Origin of the sequence: Vibrio intestinalis, assembly GCF_025195085.2 — a bacterium.
GTDB lineage: Bacteria > Pseudomonadota > Gammaproteobacteria > Enterobacterales > Vibrionaceae > Vibrio > Vibrio intestinalis.
The window spans coordinates 17,405-29,976 of sequence record NZ_JANAVY020000009.1; the positions used below are offsets into that span (position 1 = coordinate 17,405).

At 42.9% G+C, this 12,572-nt stretch carries 12 protein-coding genes; 6 read left to right on the forward strand and 6 right to left on the reverse strand.

Features of this window, described 5'->3' with window-relative positions; translation table 11 throughout:
• The first annotated feature begins 231 nt into the window (after window positions 1-231).
• The 3 genes from ettA (at window position 232) to MU515_RS12765 (ending at window position 3,452) form a co-directional block, all read left to right on the forward strand.
• On the forward strand, window positions 232-1,899 hold the full coding sequence (gene ettA / locus MU515_RS12755; RefSeq protein WP_260260813.1) for an energy-dependent translational throttle protein EttA: 1,668 nt from the start codon (window positions 232-234) through the stop codon (window positions 1,897-1,899).
• 182 nt (window positions 1,900-2,081) lie between these two features.
• On the forward strand, window positions 2,082-2,450 hold the full coding sequence (locus MU515_RS12760; RefSeq protein WP_260260814.1) for a PilZ domain-containing protein: 369 nt from the start codon (window positions 2,082-2,084) through the stop codon (window positions 2,448-2,450).
• 9 nt (window positions 2,451-2,459) lie between these two features.
• The gene (locus MU515_RS12765; RefSeq protein WP_260260815.1) at window positions 2,460-3,452 is read left to right on the forward strand and encodes a M23 family metallopeptidase; all 993 of its coding nucleotides are present in this window, start codon (window positions 2,460-2,462) and stop codon (window positions 3,450-3,452) included.
• A 51-nt stretch (window positions 3,453-3,503) separates the two neighbouring features.
• On the opposite strand, the gene MU515_RS12770 is transcribed toward MU515_RS12765, so the two are convergent.
• From MU515_RS12770 to MU515_RS12780, 3 genes are all read right to left on the reverse strand, one after another.
• The gene (locus MU515_RS12770) at window positions 3,504-4,157 is read right to left on the reverse strand and encodes a hypothetical protein (RefSeq protein WP_260260816.1); all 654 of its coding nucleotides are present in this window, start codon (window positions 4,155-4,157) and stop codon (window positions 3,504-3,506) included.
• Between the two features lie 221 nt (window positions 4,158-4,378).
• A complete protein-coding gene (locus MU515_RS12775; protein WP_260260817.1) occupies window positions 4,379-4,930 on the reverse strand; it encodes a hypothetical protein in 552 nt (183 codons plus the stop codon).
• A gap of 72 nt (window positions 4,931-5,002) precedes the next feature.
• Complete coding sequence (locus tag MU515_RS12780; RefSeq protein ID WP_260260818.1) at window positions 5,003-5,557, reverse strand: lysozyme inhibitor LprI family protein; 555 nt, start codon at window positions 5,555-5,557, stop codon at window positions 5,003-5,005.
• A gap of 555 nt (window positions 5,558-6,112) precedes the next feature.
• Here MU515_RS12780 and MU515_RS12785 point away from each other — a divergent pair.
• Entirely contained in the window at window positions 6,113-6,442 is a 330-nt protein-coding gene (locus MU515_RS12785) for a hypothetical protein (protein WP_260260819.1), read from the forward strand.
• An 82-nt stretch (window positions 6,443-6,524) separates the two neighbouring features.
• Here the strand turns inward: MU515_RS12785 and tyrA are convergent, their stop codons facing one another.
• Together tyrA and MU515_RS12795 are read right to left on the reverse strand one after the other, a co-directional pair.
• Window positions 6,525-7,652: a bifunctional chorismate mutase/prephenate dehydrogenase gene (tyrA, locus tag MU515_RS12790; protein ID WP_260260820.1), complete on the reverse strand. Its 1,128-nt coding sequence runs from the start codon at window positions 7,650-7,652 to the stop codon at window positions 6,525-6,527.
• 29 nt (window positions 7,653-7,681) lie between these two features.
• Window positions 7,682-8,755 carry a 3-deoxy-7-phosphoheptulonate synthase gene (locus MU515_RS12795; protein WP_260260821.1) on the reverse strand — a complete coding sequence of 358 codons (1,074 nt, stop codon included), beginning with the start codon at window positions 8,753-8,755 and terminating at the stop codon, window positions 7,682-7,684.
• 243 nt (window positions 8,756-8,998) lie between these two features.
• Between MU515_RS12795 and MU515_RS12800 the strand changes: the two genes are divergently transcribed.
• On the forward strand, window positions 8,999-10,672 hold the full coding sequence (locus MU515_RS12800; protein WP_260260822.1) for a sensor histidine kinase: 1,674 nt from the start codon (window positions 8,999-9,001) through the stop codon (window positions 10,670-10,672).
• Window positions 10,673-10,704: 32 nt separating this feature from the next.
• Complete coding sequence (gene btsR, locus MU515_RS12805; protein ID WP_260260823.1) at window positions 10,705-11,424, forward strand: two-component system response regulator BtsR; 720 nt, start codon at window positions 10,705-10,707, stop codon at window positions 11,422-11,424.
• A gap of 50 nt (window positions 11,425-11,474) precedes the next feature.
• Here the strand turns inward: btsR and nagZ are convergent, their stop codons facing one another.
• Window positions 11,475-12,461, reverse strand: coding sequence for a beta-N-acetylhexosaminidase (gene nagZ / locus MU515_RS12810; protein ID WP_260260824.1), 987 nt, complete (start codon window positions 12,459-12,461; stop codon window positions 11,475-11,477).
• Between the last annotated feature and the right edge of the window lie 111 nt (window positions 12,462-12,572).

The following is a 12,572-nucleotide window of genomic DNA, read 5'->3' on the forward strand; positions in this document are numbered from 1 at the left end:
AAAAATAGCAGATGCTATGAAAACGTTTGGGTATAAACATTAAGGACTATTCTAATCAGTCCTGTAAAGTATTTAGGTGTAAACAAAAATTATTTCATATAACTGTGACACATTTAATAAAATAGAAATCACAGCGTGCGATTACTTCCATTTATTAACTTGGCTAACAAACCGAGTTTGGTTGGTGTAAAATACGCTTTTATGTGCAAAGAAATTTAGGAACGATCGGCAATGGCTGAATACGTATATACCATGTCGCGGGTGAGCAAAATCGTGCCACCTAAGCGTCAAATTCTTAAAGACATTTCTCTTAGCTTCTTCCCTGGCGCAAAAATCGGTGTTTTGGGTCTAAACGGTGCAGGTAAATCTACCCTACTACGCATCATGGCCGGTATTGATACCGACATCGATGGTGAAGCGCGTCCACAACCTGGCTTAAAAGTAGGTTACTTACCTCAGGAACCGGTACTAGACGAATCTAAAACCGTTCGTGAAGTAGTTGAAGAAGCGGTATCTGACGTTGCTGGTGCAATGAAGCGTCTAGATGAAGTTTACGCAGCTTACGCAGAAGAAGATGCTGACTTCGATGCACTCGCGAAAGAACAAGGTGAACTAGAAGCGCTTATCCAAGCGAAAGATGGTCACAACCTAGAAAACGCGCTTGAGCGTGCAGCTGATGCACTTCGTCTGCCTGAGTGGGATCAAAAAATCGAACACCTTTCTGGTGGTGAACGCCGCCGTGTTGCGATTTGTCGTCTTCTTCTTGAAAAGCCAGACATGCTACTTCTTGACGAACCAACCAACCACTTGGATGCAGAATCAGTAGCATGGCTAGAACGCTTCCTAGTGGATTACAACGGCACTGTTGTTGCGATTACCCACGACCGTTACTTCCTAGATAACGCAGCGGGTTGGATTCTAGAACTTGACCGTGGTGAAGGTATTCCATGGGAAGGTAACTACACATCATGGCTTGAGCAAAAAGATGCGCGTCTACAACAAGAAGCATCACAAGAAAAAGCTCGCCAAAAGACTATCGAAAAAGAACTTGAGTGGGTTCGTCAAAACCCGAAAGGTCGTCAGTCTAAATCTAAAGCGCGTATGGCTCGTTTTGAAGAACTACAAAGCGGCGATCGTCAGAAACGTAACGAGACTAACGAACTATTCATCCCGCCAGGTGAGCGTCTAGGTGATAAGGTTATCGAAGTTAAGAACCTAACCAAGTCGTTTGACGGCCGCGTTCTTATTGATGATCTATCATTCAACATGCCTAAAGGTGCTATCGTCGGTATCATCGGTGCCAACGGTGCAGGTAAATCTACCCTATTCAAGATGCTAAGTGGTACTGAGCAACCTGACGCGGGTACGATCGAGATGGGTGAAACCGTTAAACTGGCTTCTGTTGATCAGTTCCGTGATTCAATGGATGACACTAAGACCGTTTACCAAGAGATCTCTGAAGGCGCTGACATCATCAAGATCAACAACTTCGAAATCCCTGCTCGTGCATACTGTTCACGCTTTAACTTCAAAGGCTCAGATCAACAAAAGATCATCGGCGAGCTTTCTGGTGGTGAACGTAACCGTGTACACCTTGCTAAACTTCTTAAAGCGGGCGGTAACGTACTGCTACTCGATGAACCAACCAACGACCTTGACGTGGAAACATTGCGTGCACTAGAAGAAGCACTGCTTGAGTTCCCTGGTTGTGCCATGGTTATCTCGCACGACCGTTGGTTCTTAGACCGTATTGCTACTCACATCATTGATTACCGCGACGAAGGCCAAGTGAACTTCTACGAAGGTAACTACAATGAGTACATGGAGTGGCTGAAGAAGACTCTTGGTCCTGAAGCAGCAGAACCTCACCGTATTAAATACAAGCGTGTGACTAAGTAACGTTAGCGTTACGTAAAGTCGCTTGAATTTTATGCAAAGGCCGCTATCATAGCGGCCTTTATTGTATACGGTAAATATGAAAAACCTTTTATAAGACCCGCCATCATTAACTTTGAGCGACTCCACACAGCAAATTAATTTATTCTGTTAAGCTAACAGAAATAACAGGAAGAGAACTAAGTATGATTGAACGCCGTCGTTTTTCCCGCATCGTATATAAAGCCCCTGCGATTATCACCCAAGGTGAACATCAAGTCGAAGCAAGCATCAAAGATCTTTCTTTGCATGGCCTTCTGGTTACTTGTGATGAGTCAGAATCGTTGGAATTAAAACCGCTTTCAATTCGCTTCTCATTGCCTGACAGCGATGTGACAATCGAATTAGTGGGTCGAATCGTTGCTAAAAATGACCATACCTTACGGGTATCCATTGAGCACATTGACCTAGAGAGTATCAGCCACATTAAGCGTATCGTTGAACTCAATGTGGGTGACGATAAGCTGCTGCATCGAGAAATTGAGCACCTGTCAGATTTAGGTGAACACTCTTAATCCTGTTTTATGTCTAAAAAAATTACTATATCTATCCCTGCTGGCAAAGGGGAACAACGTTTCTCGCTCAGCAGAAAAAACATTTTTATTGCTTTCGCTGCCACAACAACGGCAATTTTAGGTACCGCAACTTGGTTGGTACACACTCAAAAACACGTAGAAGCCCTTGAGCAACAGTTAACAGAGGTGTCAGAGCAAAAGTCTAACTTTGAATCTCTCTACTCTGCTCAATTAGATACCACTCATGGCCTTTCTCAAGAACTTGAAGAGAAGAGTAGCCAACTTAATATACTAGGCCAACGTGTCTACGATGTAGAATCCGTTTTAGGGCTAGCAAGCGAAGAGGCTGAAGGTGAGCTAAATCTAGAAGATCGACTCGATGCTGCGGCGGTAGACTCTGCTGTACGTGCAACGATGTTTCGTATCATTCCAAACGATTCACCGCTCGACTATTTACGAATTTCGTCCTCGTACGGTCGTCGTACTAACCCCATCACAGGTAAGCGCCACACACATACTGGTATTGATCTCACTTGTAAACGAGGCACCGAGATCATCGCACCCGCTGATGGTGTGGTAGAAACCGTGCGACCAAGTAAGAAAGGATATGGCAATTTCTTAACTATTCGCCATTCATTCGGCTTTATGAGCTCTTTCGCCCACTTACAACGCTTCAAAGTAAAAAGTGGTCAGTTCGTCAGTAAAGGTGATGTGGTTGCCACTTGCGGTAATTCAGGCAACTCTACCGGCCCTCACCTTCATTATGAAGTACGCTTCTTAGGCCGAGCGCTCAACCCACAATACACCATGGACTGGACGCCCGAAAACTTTGATTATCTGTTTGAAAAAGAGAAAAAAGTAAAATGGAAACCGCTGGTCGAGTTAGTAAGCCGCGTAGTTAAACTACAGATCAACCTGACTAATGCACCTTATGTTGACTCGTCGATTAAAACAGCGGTCAATAAAGACACTCGTTCTGAAGAGGTTGAATCAACAAACTAGAGTGAGCGTTGTCGCTTCAATCATTTGTTTTGAAGCGACAGCACTACTTGCTTATTCTTCCACATCTTTACAATCCACCTTAAAGCGCTGCTGGTCTGAAAAATATAGGTTAATCTCTTTGATTACCATTTTTACACCCAGCTTTTCAGCATGAGAAGAACAAAACACGCCTTGCCCGCTCACAGCCATCATCTGCTCAGTGCTCAAATCATTTTGAATATCTAGATACACTCGAAGTCGCTCCGGCGCGAGAACGCTTGGCACATAGCCAGATTTCCACAATACCTCACCTTGATCATCAAAATCGAAATCTCTCACAGCAAAGTTCGCCTTATTCACTCTAGTAAGCTCCTGACTACTCAACCCCACATAAAGTTCAGGTCCAACTCGCCATTGGCTTCCATCGGCAGTCAATTGCACGCTTCTCGGCTCAGTTCTTTGATCATCGAACCAAAAAATACGCAATGTTTTTCCCTCGACACTTGGATAAAGTATGGTAGCGGGGTACTCCTCACCATCTCTATCAAACTCGTAGGTTGAGAGTACATTTTCATAACCAAAGCACTTATTCAGATCAGCTTCCTGTTTGATTTGCTGACACTTTCCGATTCTAAAATTGGGTGTAATATCTAAAGACTCAGCGAATACAGGGAGAGTAACGAATAGGAGAGCTAACAATACCGTTATCAAACTAGATATGTTCATTTTCACTATCCATTGATTCGATAATCATATAATTACTTTCATCCTATACAGTTTAAGAAACAAGGAACCAAGAAAACACCACAATTTACGGCCATTATGAACCGTGCTTAAGTTTGCTCATACTCTTACAACTAGTTTAAATACTACATGTAAAAAGTAATCGCTCCTTAATATCAACCACCCGTTAAGTAACCCCAAAAGACTAAGCACCTATTGTACCCTTAGTGAAACTCTGGCTCAGTAGGGTCTTGAAATTGCTGAGGAAAACGTTTTACAAACTCTTTATTAAGTATTAATCTTCCAGACATTCTCCCATCAAATGTATTCAACCATAATTCTTCATTACAAAAAGATTCAAATACTACCTTTTTACCCTCATAAGCAAATACGCTACAGTTACCAGCAACATGACTGATATCGTATCTATATTTACCAATATGGAAGAATATTGTTCGCCCTTGAACATTAGGACTTAATCTAATATGGTATGTTAAAAATCTACCTTTCGGGGTTCCTTCATCTTTGGGATACTCTAGTTCAATATTATCTGGAAAACCATATCTATATTTAACATACCCCGTATCTGGGCTTTTATGCTTATATCCACACAATGAAGCAAACTTTCCATTATTCAATTTAGCACTAAAGTAAATATCTTCTTCATCACTACACAATGTGCTGGTAATGTCACTATTTTTAACATCAATTTGAGGATGAACTGCATAAGCGGTTTTAGCGCCAAACAAGCCAATCACAAGCATTACAACCATCATATATCTATTCATAATTAAACAACCACTTTTATTATTTAAAGCGTAACTTATCCTATTAAAAATATACACATATCACAACTCAACCTCTCTATAATAGTAATTAATCCTTTCTGCACAGTGTTCAACATCTTCATTGTGGAGTATTAAGTTAATATTACAAGATTTAGAAACATAGCCTTTCCAAGAATCTTTATAATAATCCGATTCTGAATAGGCTCTCTCTTGACGAAGAGTATAAGCAAGTTCTACTTTTTTAGATTCGATATAGTCAAACTCTAGTAATCTCGCATATGTGACCCACGACATACAATCCGAAATAAGATATTGCGTCATAATATCACTACTCACATTTGAATCATCAAAAAACTCTTCGCCATTGCATGCTTCAGCTTTGTATTTCAACCAACTCCGTTGTGTTTCTTTAAAATCATTGTCTAAATCATATTTTTTAAGATATTTTAAAATTTCACGATATCTTTGGTTTAGTAATACATCGCCGTTTTTATAGTCCAACTTTCTTTGTTCAAGTTTACTATTAAAATCATCGGAGAACTCTATACTTACATATGACTGTGCTGAAAAAGAAAGAACAGAACAAAACAACATTGCTATCATTTTATATAACACGTGTACCATCCAGAATTATGCAATTGTTTTTCATCTAACTATCCGTGCATGTTCAAACTACCAAACCTTTGACTAACCATATTTTCCATATTTATGATATAAGTAGCCACCTATTTTCATTGCTATTTATCGAATAGTTCTATATATCTCGCATTTATTTGCGTCTATTCAAGTTTCTTATATTGGGATTACCTAGGCCGCCCCACCACACGGAAATTTAATCATTAAAATATCAATAATATTGTATTTGGTGAGCTAATTGATGACACAGTGAGATTGCAGGTGAATTTAACCCACTCACCTTACACTGAGACTAAAGCTTTCTCTGTGGCCAATGAAGCGTCAGATTCTGATAGCAAAACCACGGTAAACTAGCAACAATAACGAAGACTAAATCCATTGATTTTAAAGCCTTAGACCGTTAATTTTTTGTTTCACTGCAACATAAATCAGTGATATGTTGTGCACCGTTCACGGCACTGATTTTGTTGTACAGTGATGCTGTGAATCACTATAAAAATCGAAACTCAGAATGGATATTTAAGGTTAATCAATATGAGATTTTTCAAGCTAATGACAGCGGTACTACTTTCTGCTGTTCTTGTTGGATGTGGTGGTCATGATTACGAAGGTACATGGACTTCTGAAGCGGGTGCTATGGGTTTCTCCATGCAATCAGGTGAGATTGAACTAGGTTCTGATTACATGGTTTCTGACGGTGTTCGTACAGATGCTGACTTCGAAGTTATTGATCAAAATGGTACTCAATACCTAGTTGTTTCTGAGCCTTCGAATCCAAACGATAAAATCGCGTTTAAAATCGTATCTGACGATGAGTTAATCATGGACTTAGGTCTAGCTGCTATTACGCTGCGCCGTCAATAATTCACTTAGTTCAGCTGAATACTAAAAAGCCCCAGCGTGATTAACGCTGGGGCTTTATTTTTATCATTTGTCGCCAAATTATCTAACCACGATGAATTGAATCATTGGCTTGTTTGAGCAAGTTTTGACTTTCATCCATGAACTGCTGTGAGTGATCGCCAAACCAATCACTAACCTTGTTAAAGCTTTCTACAAACGCCTGTTTATCTTTACCATCCAAGATCTTCAGCGCTTCACCAAAACAGTGGTGGAATCGCTTAATCATCGCAATGTTTTCATCTGAAGACAGGATAATATCGCCGTACAAGTTTGGATCTTGACCAAACAAACGACCAACCATGGCTAGCTCTAAGCGGTAAATTGGTGAGCTAAGTTGCAGTAATTTATCGATGTTAGGATTTTCGCGGCTCAAATGTAGCCCGTACGCAAACGAAGTAAAGTGACGCAGAGCTTGAATCAGTGTCATGCCGTGGTCATGTTCACTTGCCTCAATCTGGCACAAGCTAGCACCCCAAATAGAAAACTGTTTTAACAGCCACTGGTAGTGCTCTTGGCCGCGACCATCACAGTACACAATCACCTGCTTAGCCAAACTTGGTACATCTGGGCCAAACATTGGGTGTAAGCCAACCACAGGGCCATTATGAGCGTTCATCATGGCTTGCAGTGGCTTCGACTTAATCGAGGTGAGATCGCACAGAATGCAATCATCAGGCAAAGAGCCAAGCTTCTCGATTACCCCTTCCGTTAAGTGGATTGGCACAGTGACCACCACTAGACCCGCATTGTCGAGGATTTCACCTGCACGAGGCCAATCTTGACTGCCCAATATTTTTACTTGGTAACCAGATAAGGTAAACATACGGGCAAACAGGCCACCTAGTTGACCTTTACCACCGACAATCACCACTGAGCGCAGTTCTGGGTTTAGACATTTAAAGCCAGAATCTTTCTCACTGGCGTAAGACTCACGCATAGTACGGCGCAGAATATCTTCAATTAACTGAGGTGGAACACCAATTTTCTCCGCTTCTGCGCGGCGAGAGGCCAACATAGCGGCTTCTCGGTCTGGGGCATAAATAGGCAAACCATGTTCACTTTTTACTTCACCCACTTGCTCTACCAAAGAAAGACGCTGAGAGAGCAGATCTAAAATCTGTTTATCGACTGCGTCTATTTTATCGCGCAGTTCATTCAGTTGTTCGGCCATTGATGTTCCTACCGTTATTCTTTATTCCATTAACTCTTTTGGCGGTTCTCTAAGAACGGCACTAACTCTTGATGAGCATGTCGTAATAGTGCCTCAGTTGAATCCCAATTAATACACGCATCAGTAATCGAAACCCCATACTTCATCTCATTTAGAGGAAGATCTGCGGATTGGTTCCCTTCGTTGATATGGCTTTCAATCATCAAACCAATAATTGAACGGTTACCTTCACGGATTTGGTGAATGGCATCCTCTGCTACTAACGGCTGACGACGGTAGTCTTTACGAGAGTTGGCGTGGCTACAATCAATCATCAGTGCAGGCTCTAGACCAGAGCGCACCATCTCTTGCTGACATTCGGTCACTGACACTGAATCGTAATTGGTTTGCTTACCGCCACGCAGAATGACATGGCCATTTGGGTTGCCTTGTGTCGTCAGCAATGCCACTTGGCCTTCACGGTTAATACCCATGAAACGGTGACCTGATGAAGCGGCCTGCATTGCATTAATTGCAGTGCCTAAGCTGCCATCCGTACCATTTTTAAAACCAATCGGCATTGAAAGGCCGCTGGCCATCTCACGGTGAGTTTGTGATTCCGTGGTGCGTGCACCAATCGCCGCCCAGCTAAAGGTATCCGCCAAGTATTGAGGGCTAATTGGGTCTAGGGCTTCAGTTGCAAGTGGAATTTCCATTTCAGCCAGCTCAACTAACAGCTGGCGACCTACATGAAGGCCATGCTCAATATCAAATGTGCCATCGAGTTGTGGATCATTGATTAAACCTTTCCAGCCAACGGTAGTACGAGGCTTTTCAAAGTAGACGCGCATGACAATATACAGTTGATCATTCAGTTGTTCTGACAATGCTTTAAGACGTTTCGCGTAATCCTTCGCCGCCTCAACATCGTGAATGGAGCATGGCCCACAGACCACCAGCAAACGATGATCTTTTTTATGGATGATGTCAGCAATAGTTTGACGCGATTGCTGGATAAAGCGACGAGCATTATCACTAAGAGGCAATTTGGCTTTTAGCTGCTCTGGTGTAATCAGCACCTGCTCATCAATGATGTTAATATTACTCAATTCACTTTTTTGCATAACTCAAACCTGTATATTCAAATTTACACCCATCAAATCCATTTCCGATGAGATTGTTTAAAACATAAAATAACAGGCTAAAATTAGATTTCAACCGTAAACTTAAATTAACATTGAATGTAAAATTAAATTTACACCCTCTATTTTATCGCTTTTTATAACAAAACTGCGCATTAAGCGTATTTTCTCGCATTCATATTGTTAGAATATTGCTATCAAATCTCAGTCATTTAGGATGCAGCAATGGATCTGATTCTGTCTCTCCTCCAGCAAATGTGTGTTTATCTGATGCTCGCCTACATGCTGAGCAAGACACCTCTGTTTCTGCCGCTGCTGAGTATTTCTAATCGCCTTAGTCACAAAATCAGTGTTTATGTGCTTTTCTCATCATTCTGTGTGATGGGCACTTACTTTGGTCTGCAGATCAATGATGCCATCGCCAATACGCGTGCCATTGGCGCCGTGATGGGAGGCCTATTCGGCGGCCCCGTCGTTGGCTTTTTTGTCGGCCTAACTGGTGGCTTACACCGTTACACTTTAGGCGGTTTTACCGACCTTGCCTGCGCTATCTCAACCACAGCGGAAGGCTTAATCGGCGGCTTACTGCATACCTACTTGCTCCGTAAAAATAAGAGCACGTTACTGTTTAGCCCAACCATCGTATTCAGCGTAACCTTGGTGGCAGAGCTAGTGCAGATGGCGATCATCTTGATGGTGGCTAAGCCATTTGACCAAGCCTATAGCTTAGTCTCCGCTATTGCTGCGCCAATGATCATTGCCAACTCTGTCGGCGCTGCCCTGTTTATGAGTATCTTGCATGACCGCAAAACCATTTTTGAAGAATACTCCGCGACCTTTTCTCGGCGAGCACTAAATATCGCCGAGCGGTCTGTCGGTATTCTCGCTTCAGGCTTTAACACTCACAATGCAGAAAAGATCGCTCGCGTGGTGTATGAGGAAACTAATGTTGGCGCTGTGTCGATTACTGATGATGAAAAGATCTTAGCTTTTGTCGGCATTGGTGATGATCACCATAAGCCAGAAACACCTATTTCTTCGCAAAGCACCTTAGATGCCATCGCGCAGAACGACATCATTTATCTCGATGGACGAGAAAAGCCTTATCAGTGCTCATTGTCGCCAGAATGTAAGCTCGGCTCCGCACTGATCATTCCGCTGCGTACTGGTGAGAAGGTTATCGGCACAATTAAGCTCTATGAACCAAAGCGTAAGCTATTCTCAACCATTAATATGTCAATGGCCGAAGGGATAGCGCAACTGCTCTCTAGCCAAATTTTGTTTGGTGAATATCAGCAAAAGCAAACCCTGCTCTCGCAAGCAGAAATCAAGTTGCTGCACGCTCAGGTCAATCCGCATTTTCTGTTCAATGCTTTAAACACCATCAGCGCCGTGGTTCGTCGCGATCCAACTAAGGCACGCGAGTTGATTCAGCATTTATCTCAGTTTTTCCGCAGTAACTTGAAACAATCGGTCGAGACGGTAACGCTTAAAGAAGAGCTTGCTCATGTGAATGCCTATCTGACCATTGAGAAAGCCCGTTTTACCGATAGGCTTGATATAGAGATAGACATCGACCCACTGCTGCTTGAGCGCAAATTGCCAACCTTTACTTTGCAGCCACTGGTGGAAAACGCCATCAAACACGGAATCTCCAACTTGTTGGAAGGTGGGGTAATAAAGATTTATAGCCAAACCACGGCCAATGGGCATCAAATCGTGGTGGAAGATAATGCCGGCAGTTATGTTGCTCCTAACGACGATCATGCGGGGTTAGGTATGCAAATCGTCGCCAAGCGACTAACCAACAAATTTGGCCGAATGAGTGCGCTCAACATCGATGTAGAGAAAGAACGATATACGAGAATGAGCTTTATCATTCCGAGCCAAACGAAATAGTGACACCTAAAACGCGATAAGGAATGGATACCATGCTGTCAGCTTTGGTCATCGACGATGAGCAGTTTGCTCGCGAAGAGCTTACCGAACTTCTAGAAGAAACAGGTGAAATCGAAGTAATCGATCAAGCCAGTAATGCGATTGAAGGTTTGAAGAAGATTAACCAATTCAAACCGGACGTGGTATTTCTTGATATTCAGATGCCGCAAATCACCGGTATTGAATTACTCGGTATGCTAGACCCAGACACAATGCCAAAAGTGGTGTTTGTTACCGCTTATGACGAGTTTGCGATTCAGGCCTTTGAAGATAACGCTTTTGATTATCTGCTTAAGCCTGTTGATACTGAAAGATTAAATAAGACCGTACAGCGATTGCTAAAAACCGAACTGCGTAACCAGCAGCGCTATGAAGCCGTCGCACCACAAACCTTAGACCAAGTGCCTTGTATTGGTTTAAATCGTATTGTAATTATTCCCACGCAAGATATTGAGTTCGCTTACAGCGATATTAGTGGTGTGCACGTACAAACTGCAGAGCAAGCAGCCACTTGCCAATTGACGCTAAAAGTATTGGAAGAAAAAACGCCCCTCGTTCGCTGCCATCGCCAATACCTCATCAATGTCAAAGCGATTAAAGAGATCAAATTACTTGAAAATGGCCTAGCAGAAATCATCACATGCAGTGATCATCCTATCCCAGTCAGTCGCCGTTATTTAAAAACACTCAAAGAGCTACTCGGATTCCATTAAAAAATCCCGCATGATGCGGGATTTTATTTAGTTAGCATTGGTTTGAATAATTAACCTTCTAACATGCGCTTCATCGCTTCAGAGGCCTGTTTCCACTCTTCACTGCGTTGTAAATCTGCCATAGTGAATGACTGTTTCTTTAGAAGGGTCATCGCTTCAGGGAACTCTAAAATCGGCAGGTTATCTAACACTTCTACTTGTTGGTCACGGTTATTGCACAGCAAGATCATATCGCAGCCTGCAACCAAAGCTTGATGAGAACGCTCCGCTGCGCCGCCCATAATTGCTGCGCCTTCCATGTTTAAGTCATCAGAGAAGACAATACCTTTAAAGCCAAGTTGTTCGCGCAGTACTTTCTTCAGCCAAAACTGCGAACCGCTTGCCGGATGGTCATCATACTGAGGATAAATTACGTGCGCTGGCATCATCGCATCAAGCGTACCCGCTTCAATCTGCGCTTTGAAAATCGCCATGTCTTGCTCAAGAATCGAGTCGCGCTCATCGTAAGGTGTCTCTAGGTGAGAGTCCGCGATAACGCCGCCGTGACCAGGGAAGTGCTTACCCGTTGTCGCCATTCCCACTGATTTCATGCCCTGCATAAAAGCCGTGCTGTGGCGCAAAATGGTATCGACATCGTCACCAAAAGCACGGTCACCAATCGCCTTACAATCAAACCCCTTATCAAGTACAGGGGCGAAGCTTAAATCGATGTCATGGGCAATCAGCTCCGCCGCCATTAGCCAACCACCTTGTTGAGCGAGTTGCTCACCATTAGCTTGCTGTGCGTACAACTGAGCAGCAGGGATGCGAGAAAAGCCTTCACGAAAACGTTGCACTCGACCACCTTCTTGGTCAACACCAATCAAGATCGGACGCTTAGCCGCTTTACGCATTGCTGTGGTCAATGCCAAAAGCTGCTCGTTATCGTGATAGTTACGACCAAACAGAATTACGCCGCCCACGGTTGGGTGTTGTAAAATCTCTTTGTCTTCAGCGGTTAGTTCGTATCCTGCTACGTCTAGCCATAACGGGCCCATAATGTCTCCTAACTTAAAGGGCCAATCGCGCCAATGATTTACTCATTTTCGGGAGTGAAGGCGATTGGTATAAATTTCGCTATGGCTTCAAGGTTATTCCGATTAATCTCG

Excerpts from the sequence above, each read along its gene's own strand:
- ettA (WP_260260813.1), top strand. The coding sequence starts at position 232 with ATGGCTGAATACGTATATACCATGTCGCGGGTGAGCAAAATCGTGCCA.
- MU515_RS12760 (WP_260260814.1), top strand. The coding sequence starts at position 2,082 with ATGATTGAACGCCGTCGTTTTTCCCGCATCGTATATAAAGCCCCTGCG.
- MU515_RS12765 (WP_260260815.1), top strand. The coding sequence starts at position 2,460 with ATGTCTAAAAAAATTACTATATCTATCCCTGCTGGCAAAGGGGAACAA.
- MU515_RS12770 (WP_260260816.1), bottom strand. The coding sequence starts at position 4,157 with ATGAACATATCTAGTTTGATAACGGTATTGTTAGCTCTCCTATTCGTT.
- MU515_RS12775 (WP_260260817.1), bottom strand. The coding sequence starts at position 4,930 with ATGATGGTTGTAATGCTTGTGATTGGCTTGTTTGGCGCTAAAACCGCT.
- MU515_RS12785 (WP_260260819.1), top strand. The coding sequence starts at position 6,113 with ATGAGATTTTTCAAGCTAATGACAGCGGTACTACTTTCTGCTGTTCTT.
- tyrA (WP_260260820.1), bottom strand. The coding sequence starts at position 7,652 with ATGGCCGAACAACTGAATGAACTGCGCGATAAAATAGACGCAGTCGAT.
- MU515_RS12795 (WP_260260821.1), bottom strand. The coding sequence starts at position 8,755 with ATGCAAAAAAGTGAATTGAGTAATATTAACATCATTGATGAGCAGGTG.
- MU515_RS12800 (WP_260260822.1), top strand. The coding sequence starts at position 8,999 with ATGGATCTGATTCTGTCTCTCCTCCAGCAAATGTGTGTTTATCTGATG.
- btsR (WP_260260823.1), top strand. The coding sequence starts at position 10,705 with ATGCTGTCAGCTTTGGTCATCGACGATGAGCAGTTTGCTCGCGAAGAG.
- nagZ (WP_260260824.1), bottom strand. The coding sequence starts at position 12,461 with ATGGGCCCGTTATGGCTAGACGTAGCAGGATACGAACTAACCGCTGAA.